General features: G+C 74.0%; 20 protein-coding genes and 2 pseudogenes. 13 read left to right on the forward strand and 9 right to left on the reverse strand.

Translation table 11 applies throughout. The annotated features are described in order from the left end of the window. Positions 1-2: 2 nt before the first annotated feature. Positions 3-215, reverse strand: coding sequence for a hypothetical protein (locus tag ACQ614_RS30750; protein WP_431682189.1), 213 nt, complete (start codon positions 213-215; stop codon positions 3-5). A 79-nt stretch (positions 216-294) separates the two neighbouring features. Further along, positions 295-570 (reverse strand): SHOCT domain-containing protein, encoded by a 276-nt coding sequence (locus ACQ614_RS30755; protein ID WP_431682190.1) that lies wholly within the window; start codon positions 568-570, stop codon positions 295-297. Positions 571-734: 164 nt separating this feature from the next. On the opposite strand from ACQ614_RS30755, the gene ACQ614_RS30760 reads away from it, so the two are divergent. Beyond that, positions 735-3506, forward strand: a complete 2772-nt coding sequence (locus tag ACQ614_RS30760) for a heavy metal translocating P-type ATPase (RefSeq protein ID WP_431684066.1) — start codon at positions 735-737, stop codon at positions 3504-3506. A 17-nt stretch (positions 3507-3523) separates the two neighbouring features. Here the strand turns inward: ACQ614_RS30760 and ACQ614_RS30765 are convergent, their stop codons facing one another. Further along, a complete protein-coding gene (locus ACQ614_RS30765) occupies positions 3524-4291 on the reverse strand; it encodes a hypothetical protein (RefSeq protein ID WP_431682191.1) in 768 nt (255 codons plus the stop codon). 161 nt (positions 4292-4452) lie between these two features. Beyond that, positions 4453-4920 (reverse strand): hypothetical protein, encoded by a 468-nt coding sequence (locus ACQ614_RS30770; RefSeq protein WP_431682192.1) that lies wholly within the window; start codon positions 4918-4920, stop codon positions 4453-4455. A 699-nt stretch (positions 4921-5619) separates the two neighbouring features. Between ACQ614_RS30770 and ACQ614_RS30775 the strand changes: the two genes are divergently transcribed. After that, the gene (locus ACQ614_RS30775; RefSeq protein ID WP_431682194.1) at positions 5620-6540 is read left to right on the forward strand and encodes a hypothetical protein; all 921 of its coding nucleotides are present in this window, start codon (positions 5620-5622) and stop codon (positions 6538-6540) included. A 343-nt stretch (positions 6541-6883) separates the two neighbouring features. Here the strand turns inward: ACQ614_RS30775 and ACQ614_RS30780 are convergent, their stop codons facing one another. After that, positions 6884-7999 carry a PP2C family protein-serine/threonine phosphatase gene (locus tag ACQ614_RS30780; protein WP_431682195.1) on the reverse strand — a complete coding sequence of 372 codons (1116 nt, stop codon included), beginning with the start codon at positions 7997-7999 and terminating at the stop codon, positions 6884-6886. A gap of 327 nt (positions 8000-8326) precedes the next feature. Here ACQ614_RS30780 and hemG point away from each other — a divergent pair, with 327 nt between their 5' ends. Both hemG and ACQ614_RS30790 read left to right on the forward strand, forming a co-directional pair. Further along, positions 8327-9736, forward strand: coding sequence for a protoporphyrinogen oxidase (gene hemG / locus ACQ614_RS30785; RefSeq protein ID WP_431682196.1), 1410 nt, complete (start codon positions 8327-8329; stop codon positions 9734-9736). Positions 9737-9897: 161 nt separating this feature from the next. After that, entirely contained in the window at positions 9898-10854 is a 957-nt protein-coding gene (locus ACQ614_RS30790) for an acyl-ACP desaturase (protein WP_431682198.1), read from the forward strand. Positions 10855-10881: 27 nt separating this feature from the next. Here ACQ614_RS30790 and ACQ614_RS30795 read toward each other — a convergent pair whose 3' ends face one another. After that, positions 10882-12132, reverse strand: coding sequence for a globin domain-containing protein (locus ACQ614_RS30795; RefSeq protein ID WP_431682199.1), 1251 nt, complete (start codon positions 12130-12132; stop codon positions 10882-10884). A gap of 181 nt (positions 12133-12313) precedes the next feature. Here ACQ614_RS30795 and ACQ614_RS30800 point away from each other — a divergent pair, with 181 nt between their 5' ends. The 3 genes from ACQ614_RS30800 (at position 12314) to ACQ614_RS30810 (ending at position 17059) form a co-directional block, all read left to right on the forward strand. Continuing rightward, entirely contained in the window at positions 12314-13021 is a 708-nt protein-coding gene (locus tag ACQ614_RS30800; protein WP_431682200.1) for a VanZ family protein, read from the forward strand. Positions 13022-13123: 102 nt separating this feature from the next. Beyond that, entirely contained in the window at positions 13124-15091 is a 1968-nt protein-coding gene (locus ACQ614_RS30805; protein ID WP_431682201.1) for an amino acid transporter, read from the forward strand. A gap of 270 nt (positions 15092-15361) precedes the next feature. After that, the gene (locus ACQ614_RS30810; protein WP_431684067.1) at positions 15362-17059 is read left to right on the forward strand and encodes a GAF domain-containing protein; all 1698 of its coding nucleotides are present in this window, start codon (positions 15362-15364) and stop codon (positions 17057-17059) included. 142 nt (positions 17060-17201) lie between these two features. Here ACQ614_RS30810 and ACQ614_RS30815 read toward each other — a convergent pair whose 3' ends face one another. From ACQ614_RS30815 to ACQ614_RS30825, 3 genes are all read right to left on the reverse strand, one after another. Next, on the reverse strand, positions 17202-17573 hold the full coding sequence (locus ACQ614_RS30815) for an STAS domain-containing protein (RefSeq protein WP_431682203.1): 372 nt from the start codon (positions 17571-17573) through the stop codon (positions 17202-17204). A 161-nt stretch (positions 17574-17734) separates the two neighbouring features. Then, on the reverse strand, positions 17735-18619 hold the full coding sequence (locus ACQ614_RS30820; RefSeq protein WP_431682204.1) for a universal stress protein: 885 nt from the start codon (positions 18617-18619) through the stop codon (positions 17735-17737). Positions 18620-18758: 139 nt separating this feature from the next. Further along, the gene (locus tag ACQ614_RS30825; protein ID WP_431684068.1) at positions 18759-18974 is read right to left on the reverse strand and encodes a GH12 family glycosyl hydrolase domain-containing protein; all 216 of its coding nucleotides are present in this window, start codon (positions 18972-18974) and stop codon (positions 18759-18761) included. A gap of 535 nt (positions 18975-19509) precedes the next feature. On the opposite strand from ACQ614_RS30825, the pseudogene ACQ614_RS30830 reads away from it, so the two are divergent. The 6 genes and pseudogenes from ACQ614_RS30830 to ACQ614_RS30855 all read left to right on the forward strand — a co-directional run. After that, positions 19510-20886, forward strand: a pseudogene (locus ACQ614_RS30830) (pectate lyase family protein); the annotation flags it as partial. Positions 20887-20946: 60 nt separating this feature from the next. Further along, positions 20947-21876: pseudogene (locus ACQ614_RS30835) on the forward strand (pectinesterase family protein); the annotation flags it as partial. Positions 21877-22012: 136 nt separating this feature from the next. After that, positions 22013-22501, forward strand: coding sequence for a sigma factor-like helix-turn-helix DNA-binding protein (locus tag ACQ614_RS30840; RefSeq protein WP_431682205.1), 489 nt, complete (start codon positions 22013-22015; stop codon positions 22499-22501). Continuing rightward, positions 22498-23349 carry a hypothetical protein gene (locus ACQ614_RS30845; protein ID WP_431682207.1) on the forward strand — a complete coding sequence of 284 codons (852 nt, stop codon included), beginning with the start codon at positions 22498-22500 and terminating at the stop codon, positions 23347-23349. The genes ACQ614_RS30840 and ACQ614_RS30845 overlap by 4 nt, the downstream gene beginning before the upstream one ends. Before the next feature lie 203 nt (positions 23350-23552). After that, entirely contained in the window at positions 23553-24926 is a 1374-nt protein-coding gene (locus ACQ614_RS30850) for a pectate lyase (protein ID WP_431682208.1), read from the forward strand. A gap of 164 nt (positions 24927-25090) precedes the next feature. Continuing rightward, positions 25091-25837 carry a DUF6348 family protein gene (locus ACQ614_RS30855; protein WP_431682210.1) on the forward strand — a complete coding sequence of 249 codons (747 nt, stop codon included), beginning with the start codon at positions 25091-25093 and terminating at the stop codon, positions 25835-25837.

Below are 25837 nucleotides of genomic sequence, written 5' to 3' on the forward strand. Positions count from 1 at the left end.
GGCTACTCGGGGTGCGGGCCGCGCCGGGCGCGGTCGGCAGCGCGCCGCTGGTAGGCGGCCCGGTCGATGCGGCCGTTCAGCAGGAGTCCCGCGCACCGGCCTTCGGCGGCCTCAAGGGCGGTACGGCGTCCGCGCAGCCCGGCCGGTGGCGGGCGGCGCGGCTCGTCGGGGCCGATGAGCCGCGCCGCGTCGTAGACCACTGCCGAGAGGACCACGATGACGGTGGTGAGCGCGGTTGTTCCTCATGGCGCACCCGGGGCCGGGGAGTCTTCGCGCCGGTGCCGGTGCGACGGCTCATGGGTGGGCGGTGTCGCGCAGGGCGGTGAGCCGCTTGCGGTACTCCTGGTCGTCGATCTCGCCGCGGGCGAACCGGTCGGCGAGCAGTTGCTCGGCCGATGGACGGCCGGCGGCGGTCGGTGGGGCCGGTGGGGCGGGGTGGCTGGTGGAGCGGTCCAGGGCTCTGAAGAGCAGGACGCCGCCGAAGACGATCAGGGCGGTGAACACCAGCATGCCGATGCTCATCCCGAACCAGCCCCAGCTGCTCATGCCGCCGTTGTGCCAGTACATCATCGAGATCGCCTCCAGCCTTCTCCCTCACCTCCATGCTGCTGCGCCGCGCCACGGGGGGTATGGGCCTATCGGTCCCTGCTCGCCGTCCACTGGACCCCTGCCCCCCGGGGGTGTGGGGGAGGGACAGTGGAAGGACCGGACGAAGCGTGGAGGTGAGTGCCGTCATGGGTGTCGCCGACGTGGTCGTCGTCGTGGCAGCCGCCCTTCTGATCGCCGGCCTGGGCTGGTACTTCTTCGGCCCGCGCCGCGCCCAGAACGCCCGCCTGGAGGGCCGGGTGCAGCGGGTGGACGTCACCGTGCGCGGCGGCTACAAACCGGACGTGATCCGCCTGCGCCAGGGCGTGCCCGCGGAGCTGGTCTTCGACCGGCAGGAGAGCGGCGAGTGCACCTCCCGCGTCGTGTTCCCGGACCTGCGGGTCAGCGCCGCGCTGCCCGCCCACCGGCGCACCACCGTCTCCCTCGTCCCGGCCGAGACGGGCTCGTTCGGCTTCGCCTGCGGGATGAACATGATCCACGGCACTCTGCTGGTCGAACCGGACGGCGAGGTGCCCGACGGCGGCAGCGGCACCGGCACGGCGGTCGAGGTGACGACGGGCGGTGGGGAGCCCGGGGCCGTTCCACCTGCCGAGGCCCCGGGCCCGTCCGACTCGGTGGCCGGAGAGGACGCGGAGGCGGCGGAGCGGCAGGCCGAGATCACGGACCTGACCCGGCGCGTGGCGGTCGGTACGGTGCTGACCGCGCCGGTGCTGTTCGTGGTGATGGCGCACGAGGTGTTCGGCGCCGACTGGGTGCCCGCCTGGATGCTGAACCACTGGCTGCAGCTGGCCCTGATCACCCCGGTGATGTTCTACACCGGCCGGCCGATCCACCGGATCGGCTGGCTGAGCCTCGCCCACCGCGGCGCGGACATGAATTCCCTGATCACGCTCGGCACCAGTGCCGCCTACGGCTACAGCCTGCTGGTCACCCTCGCGCCCGGCCTGCTGCCGGAGGACGTGCGGGAGGTGTACTTCGAGGCGGTCGGCGTGATCCTCACCCTCATCGTCCTCGGCCGGCTCCTGGAGGCGCGGGCGAAGGCCGGTACGGGTGAGGCGATCCGGGAACTCCTCGGCCTGCAGGCACGCACCGCCCGGGTGGTCCGAGACGGCACGGAGACGGAGGTGCCGATCGAGGAGGTTCTGGTCGGGGACGTGGTGCTCGTCCGGCCCGGCGAGAAGGTGCCGGTGGACGCCGAGGTGATCTCCGGATCGTCCGCGGTGGACGAGTCGATGGTCACCGGCGAGCCGATGCCGGTCACGAAGGGCGCGGGCGACACCGTGATCGGCGCCACGGTCAACGGGACGGGGGCGCTGCGGGTACGGGCGAGCAAGGTCGGAGCGGACACGATGCTCGCGCAGATCATCCGCCTGGTCCGGAAGGCCCAGGCGTCCAAGGCGCCGATCCAGCGGCTCGCGGACGCGGTCTCCGCCTACTTCGTGCCCGCCGTGATCGCTGTCGCGATCGGCACGTTCGCCGTTTGGTTCACCGTCGGCCCGTCCCCGGCGTTCACGCCGGCGCTGGTGGCGGCGGTGGCGGTGCTGATCATCGCCTGCCCGTGCGCGCTGGGCCTGGCGACCCCGCTGTCCATCATGGTGGCCACCGGCAAGGGCGCGCAGGCGGGCATCCTGATCCGCTCCGCCGAGGCGTTGGAGAGCGCACACGAGATCGACACGGTCGTCCTCGACAAGACCGGTACCGTCACCGCCGGAGCACCCGTGCTCACCGACGTCCGCCCGTCCGGCCGGCCGGACGAGGCGGAGCTGCTGCGGCTGGTCGCTGCCGCGGAGGCACCCAGCGAGCACCCGCTGGCCGCGGCGATCGTGGCCGGCGCCCGCGAGCGGGGCTTGGACCTCCCGCAGGCCGTCGCCTTCGACTCGGTCACCGGCAAGGGCGTGCAGGCGACCGTCGACGGCCGAGCGGTCCTGGTCGGCAGCAGGCGCCTGCTCGCCGACGTCGGCATCGACACGGCGGCACTGCAGGAGGATGCTGCCGAGCTGTCGGCCCGCGGCAGGAGCCCCGTCCTGGCCGCGGTCGACGGGCGGGCGGCCGGCGTCCTCGCGGTCGCCGACCCCGTCAAACCGGACTCCGCCCAGGCGGTCGCGGCGCTGCACGGCCTGGGAGCCGACACGGTGATGCTGACCGGCGACAACCGGCGCACCGCCGCCGCCATCGCCCGGGAGGTCGGGATCACGCGGGTGCTGGCAGAGGTCCTGCCCGAGCACAAGGCCGACGAGGTCCGCCGGCTCCAGGCCGAGGGCCGTACGGTCGGCATGGTCGGCGACGGCATCAACGACGCTCCCGCCCTCGCCGCCGCCGACGTGGGCCTCGCGATCGGCACCGGCACCGATGTCGCCATCGAGGCCGCCGACGTCACCCTCATCTCCGGCTCCCTGGCTGGCGTGGCCACCGCCGTCCGGCTGTCGCGCGCCACCATGCGCAACATCCGCCAGAACCTGTTCTTCGCCCTCGTCTACAACGCCGTCGGCATCCCCGTCGCCGCCGGCGTCCTCTACCCGATCTGGGGCATCCGCCTCAGCCCGATCATCGCGGCCGCCGCCATGGCCCTGTCCTCGCTGTCCGTGGTCACCAACTCCAACCGGCTGCGCCGCTGGCACCCCGAGCCCCTGCCCGCCGCGATGCCCGCGGCCGTCGAACCACGGGTGGAGGTTCCCGACGACCGCCGTGACGAGCAGGCGCCGGCCGGTGCGGGACCCACGACGGTCACGGATCCCGTGTGCGGCATGTCCATCAGCCCCGGCGATGCCGCCGAGACCCGCGAGGGGCCCGGCGGCCGGCTGTACCTCTGCTCCTCCGGCTGTGCCGCCGCGTACGACGCCGAACCCGGGCGGTACACGGGGCAGGGCTCGGTGCGGGGCGGAGGCGGAGACGGAGGCTGACCGCGAACGCGGCACGGTCAGTGGTGGTGGCCGGGACTGCCGTGCGGGGGGACGCTCGGCGACGCGGCGGGTGCCGCCGGCTTGGAGGTTCCGGTCGACGGCGCGGGCGTGGCGGCCGGTGCTGCACTCGGATCGGCGGCCGGGGACGCCGGGGCCTCCTCGTGCTGGTGGTCGTGCTCGTCGGCGCCGTCCTCGTGGCCGCCTTCGGCGGGTGTGCCGTGGTGGTGGCCGCCGGACTCGGCAGGGATCGCGGCCGCGACCTGCTGCAGGCCCAGGTACCCGCCCGCGCTGACGACGAGGACCGCCAGACCGACGGGGCCGAAGATCCTGCGCAGCGGGCGGCGGGCCTCCTTGAGGGTGAACGCGACGAAGGACAGCAGGAGGCCGGCCGGGATGAGCACGGCGGCACGGTCGGGGAAGTCCTCGAAGTGCTGCATGCCGCCGCTGAGCATGCCGATGCCGAAGGACAGGCCGAACGAGGTGCCGACGACGGCGACGATCCGCAGCGCGGTGAGCCTGCCCGGTTGCCGCTTCTCGGCGGCGATGGCGGCGGTGAGGAACAGGGCGGCGCCGGCCGCACCGATCAGCGTGTAGCGGGCGGGGTCGAGGGGGTGGTGCACGATCGCCCCGCTGAGCAGGCCGGTACCGACGAAGTAGCCGATGTAGCCGAGATAACGGCCGATCAGGGACGGTTCGGGGCGGGCCCGGCGGGCGGCGGCCCTTCCTCCGCCGGGCGGAGTCGGCCGGTGGGAGCGGTCGTCGGTGGACGCGGTGGCGACGGTCATGGGAAGCCCTTGGTCAGCGCGGGTGGGAGGCGGCCCGCGTGCCGGGTGGGCAGGCGGGCGTCGGGGCGCTCGGAGCAGGGCACGGCGGCACGGCACGTTCGTGTACGGGTGTTGCACGGGTGCGACAGCCGTCCGGCAGGGTGCTTCGGGCGCGGGATCCTCTAGACCCGTAGGACTTGGATGCCGGCCAGGCGGTCCTGTTCGCCGCCCGCGGTGCGGTGCGCGGACTCGACGGCCGGTGCAGCGGGCGCGGGCAGCACGGCCGCGACGGTCGGCGCGGGCCACAGGCCGGGCAGCGACGGAGCCTGAGTGGGACCACCGGCCAGGCATACGTGCCCGGAATGGCTGTGGTGGTCGTCGTCGACCGGGACCGGCGCCGCCGCTTGTGTCCATGTCAGGGCATCGCACGTCTGCGTGTGCGCATGCTCGTCGTGGCCGTCCTCGTGATGGCCGGCGACCGCCACGGCGTGGACGCCGGTGGACAGGTGCCCGGTGGGCGATTCGCCCTCCAGCCCGTGGGAGAGCATCAGCGCGAGGACCGCCAGCAGTGTCGCCACCCAGCTCCAGCACCGACCCGCACCGGTCGGCAGCGAGCCGACGGGACGCGGGCGGGGGAGGGCGGCGGGCATGGGCGTGATCCTAACCCCCTGCCACCGCCGCCCTCGTCACCGGCATCGTGCAGGCCGCGCCCGAGTTGCCCGCCCGCCCCGCTCACCCCGACGCAGTACCGAGGACCCACAGCGGTACGGGGGAGGGGTATCGTCGGACCACGACTCCCGCGCCTTCCCGGACAGGAATCCAGAGGAACCCGATGCACACCACCCCGCGCCCGGCCACGGCCAGGCTTCTCGCGGTGTGCACCCTGCTGCTCGGACTGTTCCTCATGCACGGCGCGCCCGTGGCGGCCGGCGGTTGCCACAACGACATGACTCACGCCGTCGCGGCCCCCGGCATGGCCTCCCCGCACCGGGCACACGCCGCCGGTGCCGTCGCCATCGACCGCGGGCCGAGCGCGGCACCGACCCCGGCCACCACGCACAGCGGTGCGGCCTGCCTCTCGACACCGGCCCACGGCCGCGTCACTCCGGCAGCTCCGCCGCAGGTGGCCGTCCTGGCCCTGGTGCCGCTCGCAGGCATGGGCGCTCTTGCGTGCGCGGCGGGAGCCGCCGGGCTGCGCCGACGCGGCCCTCCGGGCGGGGGCCGTTCCCTTCTTCTCCAGGTGTGTGTCGCGCGGACGTGACAGGGCCCGGTCGATCCCGCACGCAGGGATCGATCCGCAGGCCCCGTTCACAGCCGCGCCCTCGGCGCGCCCTTCCGAAAGACTTCCGATGCGCACTTCCCGTCTGCCCCGCCGCGCCGTCGCCCTCGCGGGCGCCGCACTCCTCACCACCGCCCTGGCCGCCTGCAGCTCGTCCGGCACGGACCACGACATGGCGGGCATGAACCACGGCAACGCCGCCCCGGCGAGCCCCTCCGCCACCGGCGGCCACTCCATGCCCGGCACGGACCACGGCATGCCCGGCGCCGAAGGCGCCGGCGCACCGGCCGACAACCGCGCCGGCTACCGCCTCACCGCGGCCGACGCCACCCTGCCCGCCGGGCAGCCGGCCGACTACCGCTTCAGCATCACCGGCCCCGACGGCAAGCCGGTCACCGCCTTCGCCGTCGAGCAGACCAAGCAGATGCACTTCTACGCCATCCGCTCCGACCTCACCGGCTTCCAGCACCTGCACCCCGCCATGGCCGCCGACGGCACCTGGACCGCCCGGCTCGCCGCGCTCACCCCCGGCTCCTGGCGCACCTACGCCTCCTTCACCCCCGACAGCGGGGACGGCAAGGGCACCGCCCTGATCCTCTCGCGCACCGTGAACGTCGACGGCAAGGCGGAGCCGGCAGCGCTGCCGCCCGCATCCACCACCGCCCAGGTCGACGGCTACACCGTCACCCTCCAGGGAACCCCGATGGCCAACATGGCCCACCCCATGACGGTCACCGTCGCCAAGGACGGCAAGCCGGTCACCGACCTCCAGCCCTACCTTGACACCTACGCCCACCTCACCGCCTTCCACGAGGGCGACATGGCCTTCGCCCACCTCCACCCCGAGAGCGAGGCAAAGAACGGCGGCCGGGGCGGCCCCGATCTCGCCTTCCACGCCGAGTTCCCCCAGCCCGGCAACTGGCGCCTGTTCCTCCAGTTCCAGACCGCCGGCCGGCTCCACACCGCCGCCGTCACCCTCAAGGTCGGCTGAGCGGCGAGGTCCGGGTGCCGCCACCGCGGCACCCGGACCTGACGGCAACGGGATCGGCGGGGCCACGCCGACTCGGTTCGGTTGGCGGCAGTATCCGGGCTTCGAGGTCGGGCCAATAACTGGCCTGAAGCGCGCTGGTGCTGCTGTGGTGGGCCGAGGTCGGCTTGTGCAGGGCCCCGGCCGACTCGGCAGCTGCGGCCGGAACCCGTGACAGCGTGGCCAGGGTCCGGGACCGCGGCCGGGCCGGGGATCCTCGACCCGCGGTCGGGCAGCGGCCGGTCCGCCGAGCTGCTCCCGCCGTTGGGAATCCACAGTGGTCCCCCTCCGGCACCCCGTGGTGACCCTACGGGGGAGGGAAGATCGGTTGCGGGAATCCGCAGTCCGTGGCCCTGGTGTCGCGCTTGATGGCGACCATCGCCGCGTCGTCGCCCAGCCGCCCGCCCACGTGGGCGAGGAGGTCCCGGCAGAGCCGCTGCAGGAGTGTGTGGGGATCGCCGGGCGGCCACGAGGCCAGGCGATCGGTGAGCGGGTAGAAGGTGCCCGACTCGTCACGCGCCTCGATGACACCGTCCGTGTACAGCAGCACGATGTCACCCTCCTCGAAGGCGAAGCTCTCGACCTGGACACCGGAGCCGGCGGCCAGCTCGGTGAGGCCCAGCGGCGGGGCGGGCAGGCTGACGTCGAGCGGCGTCACTTCGCCGGCGCGAAGCAGCAGCGGGGGCGGGTGCCCGCAGTCCGCGAGGCGGATGACCGGTTCGGTGTCGGGAATGTCGAGAACGACTGCGGTGATGAACGACTCGTTGCCGTCGGCGTCCGTGGTCTCGTCTGCCGGGTCGCCGGGATTGTCCGTGTCTCCGAAGACCGCTTTCTCCAGATGGGTGACCAGCAGGGGCAGGTCGACCTGCCGGTAGGCCGCGGTCCGGAAGGCACCCAGCACCAAGGACGCCTCCCCGATCGCCTCGAGGCCCTTGCCCCGCACGTCGCCGATCAGGAACCGACTGCCCCACCGGGTGCGCACGGCCGCGTACAGGTCGCCGCCGATCTGGGCCTCGGCCTCCGCCGCGAGGTACACCGATGCAATGCGCAGCGGGCCCATCCGGGCCGGGATGGGTCGCTGGAGCACGGCCTGCGCGGCCTCGGCCACCGAACGCAGCTGTGTCATCTCCTTCTCGTGCTGCTCGCGCAGATGGGCGAAGAGGGCGACGAGCAGGGAGATCAACGCCAGGGCGACGATCTGGACGGAGTGGTTGAGGTCGACCAACGTGGTCCGCACCACCGCGACGATTCCCTGGGCCAGGACGGCCGCCGCACCGACGGCGACGGTCGTCCAGGGGCCGGCGAAGGAGGCGGTGATCGCCGGGGCTGCGACCAGCAGCGGCCCGAGGTGCACCTCCGACGGCGCCAGCATGTCCACGGCGGAAATGACCACGATCATCACCAAGGGGATGATGATCAGCATGCGGCCCTGTTGTCGCGGCCACCGCAGATCCAATCGCCACCGAGATGCCATACCTCCTGCATACCTGCTCCCGCCGTCACGCGGTCAGCACCCGGTGCCGGTCGTCGACGTGTCGGCTCCGGCACGGCGCGCCGACGGCGCGAGCGGACGGGCGGAGCCCGCCGCAGGCGACCTGCAGGCTCCGGAGCGATGAGCTGCGGAAACGGCGTTCGCCCGGCAGTCTGCCCATTGCGCGCGGTGGCCAGTAGGGCCCTCCGGCCCCCATCCGGCCGCTCAGGGCCGATCGGCCCTGGCCGGGGTGCGGGCGGCCCGCGGAGGGTGGCGGCCATGAACACAACGAGCACACGCCGTTCGGGCCATGTCGTCGTCATCGGTGGCGGAATCGCCGGACTCACCGCCGCCCTCCGGTTGACCGGCGCGGGCCTGCGGGTGACGGTACTGGAGGCGGACGGCCGGGTCGGCGGCAAGCTCCGGGCGGGCGAGATCGCGGGAGCGCCGACCGACCTGGGCGCGGAGGCGCTGTTCGCACGGCAGCCGGAAGCGGTCCAACTGGCCCGGGCGGTCGGCCTCGCCGACCGGCTGCAGCCCGCCGCCACCACGGCCACATCACTGTGGAGCCGCGGGGAGCTGCGGCAGATGCCCGCCGGCCACCTGATGGGCGTGCCGGGCGACCTCGAAGCACTGGCCGCCTCCGGCGTGCTCTCCGCCGCAGGCCTCGCCCGGACCGCCGAGGACCTGGTCCTGCCACCCACCGCGGTCGGCGACGACATCGCGATCGGCAGCTACGTGGCGCAGCGCTTCGGCCGTGAGGTGGTCGACCGGCTGGTCGAACCCCTGCTCGGCCTGTACGCCGGTGGGGCCGACCGCGTCTCGACGGGTGCCGTCCTGCCGCAGCTCCTCGAAGCGGCCAGGAAGCACGCCTCCCTGCTGGAGGCGGTCGGGGAGCTCCGGCGCGCGGCCGCCGCCCGGACGAGCCGGTCCGCGGGGCCGCTCTTCATGGGTGTCGACGGCGGCGTCGGGCTGCTCGCCGACGCGGTCGCCTGCAAGGTCCGCGCCGCCGGTGGCAGCTTCCTCGTCAACCGGCCCGCACGCGGCCTCGCCCGCAGCGCTGCCGGGTGGGAGGTCCGCACCGACGACCGGGTGCTGGCAGCCGACGCCGTGGTGCTCGCCACGCCGGCCCGCGCGGCGGCCACCCTGCTCGCACCGCACGCGCCGGGTGCGGCGGCCGAACTGTCCCAGGTCGAGTACGCCTCGATCGCCCTGGTGACCACGGCGTTCAGCCGCGCCGACCTCACGGCACTGCCGGCGGGTTCCGGCTTCCTCGTACCGCCCGTGGACGGGCGCACCATCACGACCGCCACCTTCTCCGGCAACAAGTGGCGCTGGATCTCGGACGCGGCCCCCGACCTCTTCGTCCTGCGGACCTCGATCGGCGACGGGCAGCTCCACCGCGACGACGCCGACCTCGTCACGGCCTCGCTCCGCGACCTGTCGGACGCAACCGGCCTCACCGCGAAGCCCGTCGCCGGGGAGGTCACCCGGTGGACCGACGGACTGCCGCAGTACACCGTCGGCCACCCGGCCCGGATCGAACGCATCCGCCGCTCGATCGCCGACCTGCCCGGAATCGCGGTCTGCGGTGCCGTCTACGACGGCATCGGCATTCCCTCCTGCATCGCCGGCGCGCAGCGCGCCGCCGAGGAGATCCTGGCCGCACTCACCGTCCCGGCCGGCTGACCGGCACAGGGCGCAACCCCGGTGGGCCGGCCTCCCCTCGGGGCCGGCCCAGGGGCCGACGGCAGGGCCGAACGACCCCAGACAGCGGCCGTCCGGCAAACCTACGGTGGCGCTACCTACGCAACCGTAGGTTCTTTGGTACGTCCAGGAAGTTGGCACACGTGAGCATCACCCCCGCCCGTCCCCGGCTGACCGACACCCGCCTGCTGCACGACCTGGAGGAGGTCGTCGAGCGCGAACTGAACCGCCATCTGCGCGTGTTCAAGGAATGGATGCCCCACGAGTACGTGCCCTGGAGCCGGGGCCGGGACTTCGACGGACCGCTCGGCGGGGAGCCCTGGTCGGTCGGGCAGTCGCCGCTCACCGAGGTCGCCCGGGTCTCGCTCGTGGTCAACCTGCTCACCGAGGACAACCTGCCCAGCTACCACCACGAGATCGCCACCCTCTTCGGCCGCGACGGCGCATGGGGCACCTGGGTGCACCAGTGGACCGCCGAGGAGGCACGCCACTCCATCGTGCTGCGCGACTACCTCCTCGCATCCCGCGCGGTCGACCCGGTCGAGCTGGAACGCGCCCGGATGTCGCACATGGGCAACGGCTTCGTCTCCGACAACCGGCACTCCCCGCTGCACACGGTCGCCTACGTCGCCTTCCAGGAGCTCGCCACCCGCATCTCGCACCGCAACACCGGCCGCAGCTCCGGCGACCCGGTGTGCGACCGGATGCTGGCACAGGTCGCCAACGACGAGAACCTGCACATGATCTTCTACCGCAACCTGCTCAAGGCGGCGTTCGAACTCGCCCCGGACCAGGCGATGCAGGCCGTCGACGAGGTCGTGACGAACTTCCGGATGCCCGGACACGGCATGCCCGGCTTCGAACGCGCCGCCGTCCGGATCGCGCTCGGCGGCGTCTACAACCTGCGCGTCCACCACGACGACGTCCTCCAGCCGGTGCTGCGCCACCTGGGGATCACGGAGCTCGGCGGGCTCGGCCCGGACGGGCTCGAGGCCCAGCAGCACCTGGGCGAGTACCTCGACGGCCTGACCGCCCAGGCGGCCCGGTTCGACGAGCGGCAGGCCGCGATCCTCGCCCGCCGGGGCACGGCCCGAAGCTGACACCCCCGGCCGCCGGGCGGGCCGCTGTCAGCCGCGACCGGCGGCCGGCAGCGGGTCGTGGCGGATCCGGTCCCCCGGCACGCCGGCTGCGAGCAGGTGACCCTGCACCGTCTCGACCACGGCAGGCGGGCCGCCGACGAAGGCGAGGTGCCCGGACCAGTCGGAGCCCGCCAGAGCCGCACACAGGGCACCGCCGGGCCGTGCCTCGTGCCCGAGGACCGGGACCAGCTCCAGCCACGGGCGGCGCACACCCAGATCCGCCAGGGCGTCCCAGCCGTAGAGATCGGCGCGGTCGCGGGCCCCGACCAGCAGGTGCACCCGCTGTCCCCGCACCCGCCGCTCCGACAGGTCCTCGACCAGCGCCTTCATCGGGGCCAGCCCGGTGCCGTGGGCGACCAGCAGCAGATCGCGGGGATCACCGTCCACGTCCACCGTCATCGCTCCCCGCGGCGGCCCGAGCCGCAGCGTGTCACCGACCGCGGTGCCGTCCACCAGCGCGGCGCTCACCCCGCCCGCCCCCGAACGCCGTACGTGGAACTCCAGGACGTTGTCCGTGCGGGGGGCGCAGGCGATCGAGTACGGCCGCCAGGTGTGCGGCAGCAGGGCGGACTCCACCGTGGCGTACTGCCCGGCCCGGTACGGGTAGGGCTCACCCGTCCGCACCTGCAGGATCGCGGCATCGGTCCCGTACGGCCGGTGGGCGGTCACCACGCCGAGCCAGTACGGGGGTTCGGTGAGTGCCGACTCTGCGGCAGCGACCATCTCACCGACCGCGAACCGCAGCATCCGCAGCCACGCGCCCTCGGCGTCGGCGCTCCACGCTCGCCCGGCCCGGCTCCGCAGTGCGCTGCACAGGGCCTCCTCGAACGCGTCGTAGTGCGCCGGCCAGACACCGAGCTTCCGGTGGTCCCTGCCCAACTGCTGCAGCACCGCGGACATGTGGTCCGGACGGTGCAGGTTGTCGATCAGGTACCGGAACATCCGGCCGAGGTGCTCGCGCTGGAACTCCATGGACTCGGGGAACAGGCGCCGAAGGTACGGCCTGCGCAGGAACATGAAGTCGTAGAGGTGCTCGATGAGAAGGTCGAACGGAGTGACCGCGTCGAGATGGCGCAGGATCAGCTCCTGGTCCGCGCGGGCGTCGTGGCCGTACCCGGCCCGTTCCGCCGGCGGCAGGGCCGGGGTCGGCACGGCCGGTGCGAGGATCTGCCGCCGAAGGCGCATCGCGTCGTGCCGGGCCAGCAAGCTGTCGTACTCAGTGCGGCTCGTGATCTCCATGCGTGAAGCCTAACCAACGCCAACTCCCTTGAAATCATGGACTGTTCGGACGAAGCAAAGAGGGCCGTACGGCCCTGTACGGCACACTCCCGCCGCCCCCCGAACCACACCGGGAACCGGTGTCCCTGTTGCGGCGTCCGGTGGGTAGTCGTCACAGCACTCTTCAGCCTTCAGTGGAGCCATGAGCCGCACCGCAGCACTGTCAGCACCGGCCCGTCGCGCACGCAGGATCGTGCTCGCCGGTCTGGCGATCCCGGGCGCAGCGGCCGCCGCCTTCGTCCTGCAGCGGCCGCTGCGCCACCACGGCGGGGGGTGGCACGAGTGGGTCGGCACGATCAGCGGCGTGGTTCTCCTCACGGTGGCGGCACTGCCGGTGGCCGCGCTGACGGTGTGGATGCTGGCGCACCGTCGGAGAGCGACCGGCGCCGCGCCGGCGTGGGCGTGGCGCAAGTCGCTGGCCGAGGTCGGCATCGTGTACGGGACGGTGCCGTGGATATGGATGATCATGTTGCCGGGCGGCGGGGCCGGCACCGCCCCCAGGCGGGTGAGCCCGGTGCCACTGCGGGACCTGCTCACGATCCTCGCAGGCAGCCCGGCGACGGCAACCGTCCAGATCGTCGGCAACCTGCTGGTGTTCGCGGCACTGGGGTACCTGGCTCCACTGCGGTTCGCGGCGCTGGCGTCGGTGCCACGGGTCCTGGCGCTCGCCGCGGGCTGCTCGGTCCTGGTCGAGACCGCACAGTACGTCCTGTGGCTGGACCGGGTGTCCTCGGTGGACGACGTGCTGCTCAACGCGGCCGGTGCCGCTCTGGCGGCGCTGGCGTCGCGCCGCTCGTGGCACTTGTGGCGTGTCACGGCCGGGGCAGGTGACGGGACGGCGGCCGGGTGAGTGTGCGGCTCGGCCTACCGGGGGTGCGGGCGCGGGTCGCCTACGCTGGCGAGGTCCGCCGCCGGTCCGGCCCGGCTGCCACGTGCTGACGGGAGTGCAACGGTGGTCTCCTCGGCTCCTGCAGGTCAGGGTGCGGCGCCGTCGCGACGGCAGCGCTTCCGGGCGTGGCTGCTCGAGGGCCTGGCCGAGACCGCCAAGCAGCACCCCGGCCCGCACGCGGAGGTCAAGAAGGAGCACGGGCAGCGCTGGTGGCGGGTGATGTGCCTGACCGGCCTGGACTACTTCTCGACCCTCGGCTACCAGCCGGGCATCGCCGCCCTGGCGGCCGGCCTGCTGTCGCCGGTGGCGACCGTCGTCCTGGTGGCCGTCACCCTCTTCGGGGCGCTCCCGGTCTACCGCAGGGTGGCCAAGGAGTCCCCGCACGGCGAGGGCTCGATCGCCATGCTGGAGCGGCTGCTGAGCTTCTGGCAGGGCAAGCTCTTCGTCCTCGTCCTGCTGGGCTTCGCGGCGACGGACTTCCTGATCACCATCACGCTGTCGGCGGCCGACGCCACCGCCCACCTGGTGGAGAACCCGCACCTGGCGGAGTCGCTGCGCGGCAACCAGGTGGTCATCACGCTGCTGCTGATCGCGCTGCTCGGCGCGGTCTTCCTGAAGGGCTTCAGCGAGGCGATCGGCGTTGCGGTGGTGCTGGTCGCCGTCTACCTGGGGCTGAACGTGGTCGTCGTCGGCACCGGACTGTGGCACGTCCTCACCGCGCCGGAGCTGATCACCGACTGGCGGCATGCGCTGACGGCGGAGCACGGCAGCGTCATCGCGATGATCGGGGTGTCGCTGATCACCTTCCCCAAGCTCGCGCTCGGCCTGTCCGGCTTCGAGACCGGTGTCGCCGTCATGCCGCACATCAAGGGCGACCCGGAGGACACCGAGGAGAAGCCGACCGGGCGCATCCGCGGCGCCCGGAAGCTGCTGACCACCGCCGCCCTGATCATGAGCGTCTTCCTGATCACCAGTAGCTTCATCACCACCCTGCTGATCCCCGCGCCCGCCTTCGAGCCCGGCGGACAGGCCAACGGCCGCGCCCTGGCGTACCTCGCCCACGAGTACCTGGGCAATGCCTTCGGCACCGTGTACGACATCTCCACCATCGCCATCCTGTGGTTCGCCGGCGCCTCGGCGATGGCGGGCCTGCTCAACCTGATGCCCCGCTACCTGCCGCGCTACGGCATGGCACCGCACTGGGCCCGGGCGGTCCGCCCGACCGTCCTGGTGCTCACCGCGGTGGCGTTCCTGGTCACCTGGATCTTCGACGCGAGCGTCGACAAGCAGGGCGGCGCCTACGCGACCGGCGTACTGGTGCTCATCACCTCGGCGGCGGTCGCGGTGACCATCGCCGCCCGGCGGGCCCGCCAGCACGGCTGGACGATCGGCTTCGCCGTGATCGCCGCGGTGTTCATCTACACCACGGCCGCGAACATCGCCGAACGCCCGGACGGCGTGAAGATCGGCGCCTGCTTCATCGCCGCCATCATGCTGATCTCCTTGACCTCCCGCCTCGCCCGCGCCTTCGAGCTGCGGGTCACCGACGTCGTGCTCGACACCCTCGCCGAGCGCTTCGTACGGGACAGCGCCCACCGCTCGATCCGGCTGATCGCCAACGAGCCCGAGGCCCGCGACCTCGCCGAGTACCGCGACAAGCTCCACCAGATCCGTGCCGACAACGCCCTCCCCGCCGAGGACGACCTGGTCTTCGTCGAGGTCACCGTCCGCGACCCGTCCGACTTCGAGGCCGAACTGCTGGTGCACGGCGAGGTGGTCCACGACCGGTACCGGGTGCTCACCCTGGAGCACTCCAGCGTCCCCAACGCCCTGGCGGCCCTGCTGCTGCACGTCCGGGACACCACCGGCCAGCTGCCGCACATCTACTTCGAGTGGACCGAGGGCAACCCCTTCGCGCAGTTCCTGCGGTTCTTCCTGTTCGGCCAGGGCGAGGTCGCCCCGGTCACCCGCGAGGTCCTGCGCGAGGCCGAATCCGACCGATCGCGCCGCCCGCACGTCCACGTCGGCTGACCGCACCCTTCGACTGCGTCGGCCGAAGGCCGTCCCGTGACGGCGGCGTCAAGGCCGGTACGCGCGAACGCTTCGCCGCGAGCCGGTCGACGACTGCACCGAGCACCGCCCGCTCGGGCCGCCCCCCGGCACCGCCGGCGGGCCGCGCCGGCGGGGCACACCGAACCCGCGCCGCCGACTCCGGCCCACCGCCCTCCTCGGCCGCCCGGGTCTGCGAGAATCGACCGTCCGGCGGGCAGACGTGAGGAGACCCAGGTGAGCGAGGACGAGATGAGGCCGCGGATTCCGCAGCTGAGGCTCGACGAGCTGCTGGAGGAGCTGCAGGCCCGCATCGATGCCGCGCGCGGCACCCGGGACCGCGTGCACAGCCTCCTGGAGGCCGTCCTCTCGGTCGGCCGCGAACTCGACCTCACCCATGTCCTGCGGCGGATCGTCGAGGCCGCCGCCGTCCTCGTCGACGCCAAGTACGCCGCGCTTGGCGTCATCGGCCCCGACGGGGAGACCCTGTCCCAGTTCCTCACCGTCGGCCTCTCCGACGAGGAGATCGCCGAGATCGGCCCGTACCCCACCGGCAAGGGCATCCTCGGCGAACTCATCCGCCGCCCCGAGGCGCTCCGCCTGGAGGACCTGGCCGCGCACCCCGCCTCGCACGGCTGCCCGGCCCACCACCCCGTGATGCGGACCTTCCTCGGCGTGCCCGTCCGGGTCCGCGACGAGGTCTTCGGCAACCTCTACCTCACCGACAAGCGCAACGGCGAGGGCTTCGACGCCGACGACGAGTCCGTCATCTCCACCCTCGCCGTCGCCGCGGGCGTCGCCATCGACAACGCCCGCCTCTACGAGGAGGCCCAGCGCCAGCAGCGCTGGCTGAGCGTCAGCGCCGAGATCACCCGCAGCCTGCTCTCCGGCACCTCCCGCACCAGCGTCGTCGAACTGATCGCCCAGCGTGCCCTCGCCATCACCGGCGCCCGGACCGCCGACATGGCCGTACCCACCGCCGACGGCAGCGCACTGTGCCTCGAGCTCGCCCTCGGCGGCGACACCGCCGACCGGCTCGGACAGCTGCTCCCGCTGGAAGGCTCCCTCCCCGGCCGGGCCTACACCGACGGCGCCCCGGTCACCACCGGCCACCTCGGGGACGCCCTGCCGGGCGGCGGCACGGACCCCCGCCACGGCCTCGGCCCGGCCGTCGCCGTCCCGCTCGGCCGGCACGCGGGCGAGATCCAGGGCGTCCTGCTGCTCGCCCGGAGCTTCGGCGAGCCGGCCTTCACCGACCGCGAGATCGGCCCGCTCTCCGGCTTCGCCGACCAGGCCGCACTCGCCCTCGAACTCGCCGAACGGCGGCGCGACGCCGAACAGCTGGCCATGCTCGAGGACCGCGACCGGATCGCCCGCGACCTGCACGACCTGGCCATCCAGCGGCTGTTCGCCACCGGGATGACCCTGCAGAGCGCGGCCCGCTTCATCGAGCACTCCGGCGCCTCCGACCGGGTGCTGCGCGCCGTGGCTGACCTCGACGAGACCATCAAGATCATCCGGTCCACCATCTTCGGCCTGCGGGCCCGCGAGGAGGAGGGCCGGCAGGGCCTGCGCTCGCGCGTCGTCGCCGTGGTGGGGGAGGCCCAGCCCGCCCTCGGCTTCGCGTCCAGGCTCAGCATGGAGGGCCTGCTGGACACGGACGTGCCGATACGGCTCGCCGACGAGGTGGTGGCCGTGCTCGGCGAGGCGCTCAGCAACGCCGCACGGCACGCCAAGGCGCGGCGCGTCGAGGTGGTGCTGCAGGCGACCGGCCGGCAGGTCGTCCTCACCGTGGAGGACGACGGCGTGGGCATCCCGGAGCAGGGGCGGCGCAGCGGTCTGCGGAACCTCGAGGAACGGGCGGCAGGCGTGGGCGGCCGCTTCGCCCTCACCGCCCCCCGGGACGGCGGCACCCGCCTGACCTGGTCCGCCCCCCTCGACCCGGCCTGAGGAGCAACCACCGGGGGCGCGGGGAACTGCGCAATCGGGATGAGGGCCGCCGTGCGAACCAGCGGTCGGCCTTGGTTCGTACGGTGTGACACTCCCGAATTGCGCAGTTCCCCGCGCCCCTGTGGGTGATCCGCCCGGGCGGTCAGTTCTGGTGTGCGGCCGAGGGCGGCGTCCGGCCGAACTCGCAGCGGAGCGAGCGGTCGAGGCCCATCAGGCGGATCACCCGGGACGGCTGGCGGGGAATCCCCTGCAGCACGACCGCCGCGTCCGCGGCGCAGTGTTCGTTGAGCCGGCGGAAGAGGTCGGCCCCCGCGCTGTCGCAGAAGGTAACCGCCGCGAGGTCGAGCACCAGCCCGCCGCTGCTGTTCTCCAGCAGGGGCAGCAGCCGGGGCTCCAGGCGGGTGACGGTGTGGAGGTCCAGTTCGCCGTGCAGGGCGACCACGGTGCGGCGGTCGGCGGGTCGGCGGGTGACCGAGGCGATTCCGGCCTCGGCGTGCGGTACGGGGAGGGGCAAGGAAGGCTCCTGTGCGGTGGTGCTCGGGTGGGTGTCCGCCACCGGCCGGGTTCCTCGCAAACCCGGCCGGTGACGGAGCGGGTGACACCCCATCAGATCGAAAGGCGTTGGGGGAGGGCCGAAGGTCCCTAGTGCCCGTCCCTCCCGCGGTCGCCGTGGGCTCAGGCGTGCGGTACCACCGCGACCGGTGCCGAGGCGTGGTGAAGGACGGCGTGCGCCACCGATCCCAGGCGTGCACCCAGGCCGTGCGCGCGGGTACGCCGTCCGACGACGACCAGGGCCGCGCCCGCCGAGGCCTCGACCAGCACGCCGGCCGGGCCGCCGGGCCTGACGGTCTCCGCGACCTCGACCTCCGGGTGCTTCTCCCGCCAGGGCAGCACGGCCTCCCGGACGAGCGCCGTCTCCAGGGTGCCGAGTTCGCGCAGTTCGCTCTCGGGCGGCACCCAGCCCGCGTAGCCGTAGGTCGGCGGCAGGTCCCAGCCGTGCACCACGCGGAGCCTTGCGCCGTGCAGGCCGGCCTCCCGGAAGGCGAAGGCGAGCACCGCGTCGGCGGGTGTCTGCGGGTCGAGACCGACGACGATCTCCGCCGCCTCCGCGCCCTCGCCGCCCTCGCGCCGCTCGCCGCCCGGCCGTCCCGCGCCCTGCGGGACGAGGACGACCGGGGAGTCCGTCCGGCCGGCGACCGCGAGGCTCACCGAGCCGACGAGCAGGCCGCGGAACCCGCCGAGTCCGCGGGTGCCGAGCACCAGGAGCTCCGCGTCGCCGGCCGCGTCGAGCAGCGCCTCGGCGGGCCGGCCGTCGAGGAGTTCGCCGCGGATCGGCAGATCGGGGTGGGCGGCGGCGATCGCCGCCTCGGCGTCCCGCAGCAACTGCCGGGCCGCCGCCTGCAGATCGGCCGGCTCCCCGCGGCTGCCGCGGCCGGTCGGCGGACCGGCGTGCACGAGGAGGAGCTCGGTGCCGCGTCCGGCCGCCTCCTCGGCCGCCCAGTGTGCTGCGGTCAGGCTGCCCGGCGAGGTGTCGATACCGGCGATGACGGGTCGGGTCATGGCGCTGCCTTCCAAGTCGCTGCGGCCGGTCGGCCGGCACGAACGCTGACCCCTCCACTCTGCTGCGCCGCGCGCCCCCGTCCCAGGACCACAGGGCCGTGGTCGCCGGTCCATTGGTCCCTCCTCCGGTTCCTGCCGGTCAGCCGACGGTGGTGGAGTAGGACTCGGTGCCGAGCTGGGCGCGGCCGGTGAAGGCCTCGGTGCCGGCCTCGACGCTGCTGAGCCAGTCGGTGCGCTGCATCAGGCCGCGGCGGACGAGCGCTTGGAGGAAGGCGTTGAGGTCGAGGTCGGCGCCGGAGGTGCCGGAGGTGCGGACGAAGGAGTAGACGTTCCAGCCGATGTTGCCGACGTACAGGTCCCCAGGTGGTGCCCTCCAGGCTGACGGTCTGCCGCTTGGTGCCCAGCGGCCCTGCGCCGCCGCCGCCGCGCTTCAGCCAGACCATGACCTCGTGCTCGGGCTTGCTCTGCCAGCCCCAGTGTCAGCCCAGCACGGTGCTCGCGTACGACTTGACCTCGGTGGGCCCGCCGCTCCACGCCCAGGCGGTGCCCCAGCCGACGGTGTCGCCGGAGCGGTGGGTGTCCCAGGTGCAGCTCCAGCCGCTGCCGGCGAAGCCCTAGGTGCCGGCCGCGGCGAGGGTGGCCAGCGCGACGGCGGCTGCGCCGAGGCGGGTGCGGGTGCGGGAGTGGCGGTGGCGTCCGGTGGCCATGGCTGAGGGCCTTCGGTCGACGTGAGGGCTCCGGCGGCCGGTGGTGTCGCCTGTCGGTTGCCGCCGCGGGCCGGGAGGTTGCCGCGCGGCCCCGGCGGAATCCGGCGCCGATCGGCGGCAACCCCTCAGGGCGCGGCGGCAACTGAGGGGCAGACGCATCCCCTCACTCCCGGAGGCACCTGCATGTCCGCTTCCCCGCACCGCCGTCCGCCCGGCCGCCGCCGGCTCGCCCTGGCCGCCGGAGGCGCCGTGGCCGCGCTCGGCCTGGGCGCCGTCCCGCTGGCCCTGCACGCCGGCGCCGCCACCGGTACCGCGGCCCCCGCCCCCGGCGCTGCTGCCGCCACGGTCGGCGATCTCGGCCGGGCGGTGCTGCCCGTCAAGGACGGCTGGGCGGCGGAGGGCTCCGGCACCACCGGCGGCCGGGCCGCGGACGCCGCGCACACCTTCACCGTCTCCACCCGCGCCGAACTGGTGAAGGCGCTGGCCGCCGGCCCGTCCGGGGCGCCCCGGATCATCCGGGTCAAGGGCACCGTCGACGCCAACACGGACGACGCAGGCAAGCCGCTCGGCTGCGACAACTACGCCGCCGGCACCGGGTATTCGCTCGCGGCCTACCTCAAGGCCTACGACCCCGCGGTGTGGGGCCGGACGAAGCTGCCCTCCGGCGGGCAGGAGGACGCCCGCCGCGCGGCCCAGGCCAGGCAGGCGGCCCGCGTCGTGATCACCGTGCCCTCGCACACCACCATCGTCGGCGTGCCTGGCACCGGCGCGGGCATCACCGGCGGCAGCCTCGTGGTCAAGGACGCCGACGACGTGATCGTCCGCAATCTCGCCCTCACCGACGTCCGCGACTGCTTCCCGCAGTGGGACCCGACCGACGGCTCCACCGGCAACTGGAACTCCGCCTACGACGCCGTCTCGCTGCGCGGCGCCACCCACGTCTGGGTCGACCACAACACCTTCTCCGACGCCCCGCACTTCGACGCGGCCAACCCGACCCGCTTCGGCCGCGAGTACCAGGTCCACGACGGCGCGCTGGACATCACCAACGCCTCCGACCTGGTCACCGCCTCGTACAATCGGTTCAGCAACCACGACAAGACGATGCTGATCGGCAGCAGCGACAAGGACACCAAGCTGCGAGTCACCCTGCACCACAACGTCTTCGAGGGCATCGTCCAGCGCGCCCCGCTCGCCCGCGTCGGGCAGATCCACCTGTACGACAACTACTACGACACCACCAAGCTCAACGGCTACGCGCACGGCTACAGCGTCAACTCCCGGGCCGGCGCCCAGATCGTGGCGCAGAACAACCACTGGCGGCTGTCGTCGGACCGGAAGGCCGCCCAACTGCTCAGCGGCGACGGCACCGGCGCGTTCGCCGGCAGCGGCAACCTCGTCAACGGCAGCACGGTGGACCTGGTCGCCGCGTACAACGCCGCCAACTCCAAGAAGATCAAGGCGACCGCCGACTGGCGGCCCACCCTCGCCGCCGGCCTCGAGCCCGCCGCCGCGCTGCCCGCCGAACTGCCGAAGAAGGCCGGCGCCGGCGTGCTCACCGAGAGCGGCGGCACGGCCACCGCCCCGGCGACGACCGGCCGGACCCTGGCCGTCGCCGCCGACGGCTCCGCCGCGTACCGCACCGTGCAGGCCGCCGTGGACGCCGCCGCCGCGGGCGACACCGTGCTGATCGCGCGCGGCACCTACCGCGGGACGGTCAACGTCCCGGCCGCCAAGAAGGGCCTGACCCTCAGGGGCGCCACCGGCAACGCCGAGGACGTGGTCCTCAGCCACGACAACGCGGCCGGCACGGCACGGCCCGGCGGCGGCACCTACGGCACCGAGGGCAGTGCCACCCTCACCGTGTCGGCGAACGACACCACCGTCACCGGCCTCACCGTGCAGAACACCTTCGAGCGCTCCGCCCACCCGGAGATCACCGCGACCCAGGCGGTCGCCCTCGCCGCCCGCGGCGACCGGCAGCAGTACCTCAACTCCCGCTTCATCGGCCACCAGGACACCGTGCTGAACTGGGCGCCCAGCGCCACCGGCCAGTACCGCCAGTACTTCCGCAACTCCTTCGTCGCGGGCGACGTCGACTTCGTCTTCGGCAACGCCACCGCCGTCTACGACCGGGTCAACATCACCCTGCGCGACCGCGGCGCCGCCGCCGGCGGCAACAACGGCTACCTCGCCGCGCCCAGCACCGACGCGGCCAAGAAGTACGGCATCCTCGTCACCGACAGCACGATCAGCAGCAGCGCCAAGGCGAACACCTTCCACCTGGGCCGCCCCTGGCGGACCGGCCCGACCGCCGTGGGGCAGCTCGTGATCCGCAACACCGTGCTGCCCGCCGCGGTGAAGACCGCCGCCCCGTGGACGGACATGGGCGGCTTCTCCTGGAAGTCCGCGCGCTTCGCCGAGTACGCCAACACCGGCCCCGGCGCGGCCGTCAACGCCTCCCGGCCGCAGCTCACCGCGGTCCAGGCCGCCGCGTACACCGCCCGCGCCTACCTGGCCGGCACCGACGGCTGGAACCCGGTCGGCTGACCCGCTCCGCCCCGCCTTCTACTCGTCGGTAGCAGGGGTCTGGACCTGTCGAAAGGGTGTGCTGTCGGGCTGTTACGCTGCCGCCTCCTCCCTTCCCGGGAACGCTCACAGCCCATCGAGAGGGCGCACCACAGGCATGATCCCCGACGAGGCGACCGCGGACCTCCACGCCTTCTTCGACCGCCACCACGCCGAACTCGCCCGCCTGGCCCACCTGCTGACGGGCGGGACGGAGGCCGCCGACGACCTCGCCGCCGACGCCCTGGCCGGGCTCGGGCGCCACTGGGAGCAGGTGCTGCGCACCGGCTCCCCGCTCGCCCGGGCCCGTGGCGAGGTCGTCCGCCTGGCCCGGGCCGGCGACCGCGCCGCAGCCCCGAGGCGGCGGCGCACCGCACCGGCGGCGGGCGGCGGGGACGTCCTGGCCGCACTGCAACGACTGCCCTTCCGCCGGCGCGTCTGCGTGGTGCTCCGGTACGCCTTCGACCTCCCGGCGGTGGAGGCCGCGCAGGTCCTGGGCACGGCGGTCGGTACGGTGGAGCGCCGCACCGCGAAGGGTGCGGCGGAACTGCAACGGCAGCTCGGGACCCGGGCCGCCGACGGACTGCTGGGGAGGAGGAACCGATGACGGACGGACCGATCAACGACGAACTGCGCGGCCTGCTGCGGGAGGCCGCCGAGGCCCACCGCCCCGACCGGGCCCGGATGCTGGCCAGGATCGAACGCGCCGCGGCCGGCCCCGCGCGGGGCGGCACCCGCCGCCGCAGCACCGCCCTCTCCTGGCCCAAGGTGCTGCTCGCCTCCCTCGCCACGGCCGGTGTGATGGCGGCCGGCGGACTCGCCGTCGCCGCGATCGTGCAGCCCCCGGCCCCCCAGCCACCGCCCACCGCGGCCGCCGCCCCGACGGCTTCGGCCACCGGAGGGGCGACCGGCAGCGCGGCCCCCGCCGACCCCACCCCGTCCGCCGGGCCCTCCCACAACTCACCGACCGCGCCGGGGCCCAGCAGCACCCCGACCCGCTCCGCCGGAGCCTCCGCCACCCCCGACCGCTCCCCGGCACCCCCCGCGGCCGGCAGCCGCACCGAGGACGGACCGCTCTGGGCCGACGGCTCCGTCGACCCGCACAGCCTCCCCTCCTGGACGCAGAGCAACGTCACCCTCAAGACCCGGCAGCCGCTCACCGCCCTCACCGTGGAGCTGCGCATCGCCCTGACCGCCGGTGTCAAGGACACCGGCCACTGGCAGACCCGCCCCGCCGACGACTTCACCGTCACCGTGCGCGAGGAGTCCGGCTTCCTGGTCTACCGGTGGACCCTCGGGCCGGGCCGGAGCCTGCCCGCCGGAGAGCACGTCTTCGCCGGCCAGTTCAACCACGCCGACGGCGGCCGCGACGCCAAGGACGACGCCTACCGCGCCGACGCCACCGCCCCCGGCGGCCCCGCCGCGGTCTGGGGCGACTTCGCCCGTACCGGCTGAGCCGTACGGCCCCGGCCGACCGGTCTCCGGACGGCTCGTCAAAAACCTTCCTTCTTTCGGCAACCTTCCGCCGGCGGGCGGCAACCAGGGGGCAGACACCGGGCCGTCGGGCCGTCGGGCGCGGCGTTCCGGTGTCGAGCGGCTCCGGAGTTCCCGGGGTACGCGCCTTCCCTGTACCGACAGTTGCCAAGGATTCGTGAGACGTGAGCAAGCGAGCGATACGCCCCAAGCGCGGCAGGATCGCGGCCCTGGGCGGCGTGGCCGCCCTGATGACCGCCGGCATCGCGGGCGGCCTGTGGGCCGGCGCGGACGCGGCCGCACCGGCGCCGACCCCCGGCACCGCCTACACCCTGGTGAACGCCGCGAGCGGGCTGTGCCTGCAGGCGCCGCCGACCGCCGGCGCGGACGGTGTGCAGCTGACCCAGGCGGGCTGTGGCGGCCAGGCGCAGACCTGGACGCTGACCGCCTCCGGCGGCGGCTTCCGGCTGGTGGCCGCGCACGGCGGTGCCTGCGCGGGCGTCCGTGACGCGAAGACCGGTGCGGGTGCGGCCGTGCAGCAGGAGGCGTGCGACGATGCGGCCGCCTCGCAGCGCTGGACGGTGACGGCCGTCGAGGGCGGCTTCCGCGTGGTGAACGCCGGCAGCGGCAAGTGCCTTGCGGTCAAGGACGGTTCCACCGCCGCCGGTGCCCCGGTGCAGCAGAACTCCTGCGACTCGGCGGCGGCCAAGCGCTGGGCGTTCAAGACGGCCGGCACCGCGCCGACCCCCACGGCGAGCGCCATCGCCAAGCCCGGCGCGAGCGCGACGGCGAAGCCCACGGCGACGGCCACCGGCAAGCCGACCGCCACGGCCACCGCCACCGGTGGGACCGGGACCGGTGCCGTGCCGGCCTGGCCGACCCCGCAGGGCGCCGACGTGCCGCTGACTTCGACCCAGCAGGTCGCCAAGCTCTTCGACGGCGGCGGCAAGCGCTTCGTCGGCAAGGGCGCCCTGGGCACCGGCGGTCAGTCGGAGAGCCAGCCCGCGATGTTCGAACTCGCCGACGGCGCCGTGCTCCAGAACGTGATCCTCGGCGACCCGGCCGCCGACGGCGTGCACTGCAAGGGCAGTTGCACCCTGCGGAACGTGTGGTGGGAGAACGTCGGCGAGGACGCCGCCACCTTCAAGGGCACCTCGGCCGCCCAGGTGATGACGGTCGACGGCGGCGGTGCGCGCGGCGCGGCGGACAAGGTCTTCCAGCACAACGGCCCCGGCACCTTCGTCATCAAGAACTTCCGGGTCGAGGACTTCGGCAAGCTCTACCGCTCCTGCGGCAACTGCAAGACGCAGTACCCGCGGCACGTCGTCATCGACAACGTGATCGCCACCACCCCCGGCAAGAAGATCGTCGGCATCAACTCCAACCTGGGCGACACCGCGAGGATCACCCGCCTGACCGTCGTCGGCGACAGCAGCAGGAAGATCACGGTCTGCCAGCGCTTCACGGGCGTCACCTCGGGCGAGCCCAAGGAGGCCGGCAGCGGACCGGACGGCACCAACTGCCTCTACACCGCGGCCGATGTGACCTACAAGCCCTGACCCGCCCGTCCGCTCCACCACCCCCTGCTGCCGGGCGGCCCCACCCGCCCGGCAGTGCCCCTCGGGTGCCCCGTTGCCTGTGGCGACGTGTCCCGCACCGCCGCCGGAACCGTGATCGCCGTTCCTGTGGCGGGCGGGGCGGCGGCGCCGCTACGGTGGGCGCCATGGGGTTGGGATCTTGGTGGCGCGGCTCCTCCGCAGCCTCCCGCAATCGGCACAGCGACACTGCTCCGCCCACCGAGGAGGCGGTACTCGCCCTGGTGGCCGAGCAGTTGACGGAGATCAGCGGCGACCGCTGGACGGCCGGGCCGGGTGCGGCCACCGGGCCCGGCACGATCGCCGTGGTGCCCGCCGCACTGCACGGCGACGGCCCTGCCCACCTCGACCTCACCGTCCTCCTGGACGCGTCCCGCCCGGAGGCCGGCGCGGTGACCGACTGCGTCGCCGGGTTCGGGGCGTCCTCGGAGCCCGCGGCGCGCCGCGCGGTCGAGGTGTGGGCCGCGACCGCGGGTGTCACCGTCCTCGAACTCCTCGCCCACAACGGCCGGTTCGCCGGCCACCTGCACCCGGACGACGCGGACGGGCTGCCCGGCTGGCACGCCGTGCACGGCGGTATCGTGGCCTGGGGCTCGGGCGAGCGCCACAACGCCGTCCAGGACTGGATGCTGAACCGCCCCGTCCTGCCGCGGCTCGCCGGGGCCTTCGCGGACGGCTTCGCCCGGGACCGACTGGTCGGTGTCTCGCTGCTGTTCGGCGGCGGGGCCGGCGAGGAGACCGCCGAGGTCCGGGTCGACGGCGAACTGCACGAGCAGGCGTCCAAGGCGCTGCTGGCCCTGGACTGGCCGCGGCCGGAGGCGGGTACCGCCTACGCCCGGACCTTCGTGCTGCTGGTCCGTCGGCAGCGGCCCTGA

The sequence above is a fragment of the Kitasatospora dryopteridis genome (assembly GCF_050749075.1).
Lineage (GTDB): Bacteria > Actinomycetota > Actinomycetes > Streptomycetales > Streptomycetaceae > Kitasatospora.

Excerpts from the sequence above, each read along its gene's own strand:
- hemG (WP_431682196.1), top strand. The coding sequence starts at position 8,327 with ATGAACACAACGAGCACACGCCGTTCGGGCCATGTCGTCGTCATCGGT.
- ACQ614_RS30765 (WP_431682191.1), bottom strand. The coding sequence starts at position 4,291 with ATGACCGTCGCCACCGCGTCCACCGACGACCGCTCCCACCGGCCGACT.
- ACQ614_RS30770 (WP_431682192.1), bottom strand. The coding sequence starts at position 4,920 with ATGCCCGCCGCCCTCCCCCGCCCGCGTCCCGTCGGCTCGCTGCCGACC.
- ACQ614_RS30800 (WP_431682200.1), top strand. The coding sequence starts at position 12,314 with ATGAGCCGCACCGCAGCACTGTCAGCACCGGCCCGTCGCGCACGCAGG.
- ACQ614_RS30775 (WP_431682194.1), top strand. The coding sequence starts at position 5,620 with ATGCGCACTTCCCGTCTGCCCCGCCGCGCCGTCGCCCTCGCGGGCGCC.
- ACQ614_RS30820 (WP_431682204.1), bottom strand. The coding sequence starts at position 18,619 with ATGACCCGACCCGTCATCGCCGGTATCGACACCTCGCCGGGCAGCCTG.
- ACQ614_RS30795 (WP_431682199.1), bottom strand. The coding sequence starts at position 12,132 with ATGGAGATCACGAGCCGCACTGAGTACGACAGCTTGCTGGCCCGGCAC.
- ACQ614_RS30845 (WP_431682207.1), top strand. The coding sequence starts at position 22,498 with ATGACGGACGGACCGATCAACGACGAACTGCGCGGCCTGCTGCGGGAG.
- ACQ614_RS30810 (WP_431684067.1), top strand. The coding sequence starts at position 15,362 with ATGAGGCCGCGGATTCCGCAGCTGAGGCTCGACGAGCTGCTGGAGGAG.
- ACQ614_RS30760 (WP_431684066.1), top strand. The coding sequence starts at position 735 with ATGGGTGTCGCCGACGTGGTCGTCGTCGTGGCAGCCGCCCTTCTGATC.
- ACQ614_RS30780 (WP_431682195.1), bottom strand. The coding sequence starts at position 7,999 with ATGCTGATCATCATCCCCTTGGTGATGATCGTGGTCATTTCCGCCGTG.
- ACQ614_RS30840 (WP_431682205.1), top strand. The coding sequence starts at position 22,013 with ATGATCCCCGACGAGGCGACCGCGGACCTCCACGCCTTCTTCGACCGC.
- ACQ614_RS30855 (WP_431682210.1), top strand. The coding sequence starts at position 25,091 with ATGGGGTTGGGATCTTGGTGGCGCGGCTCCTCCGCAGCCTCCCGCAAT.
- ACQ614_RS30755 (WP_431682190.1), bottom strand. The coding sequence starts at position 570 with ATGATGTACTGGCACAACGGCGGCATGAGCAGCTGGGGCTGGTTCGGG.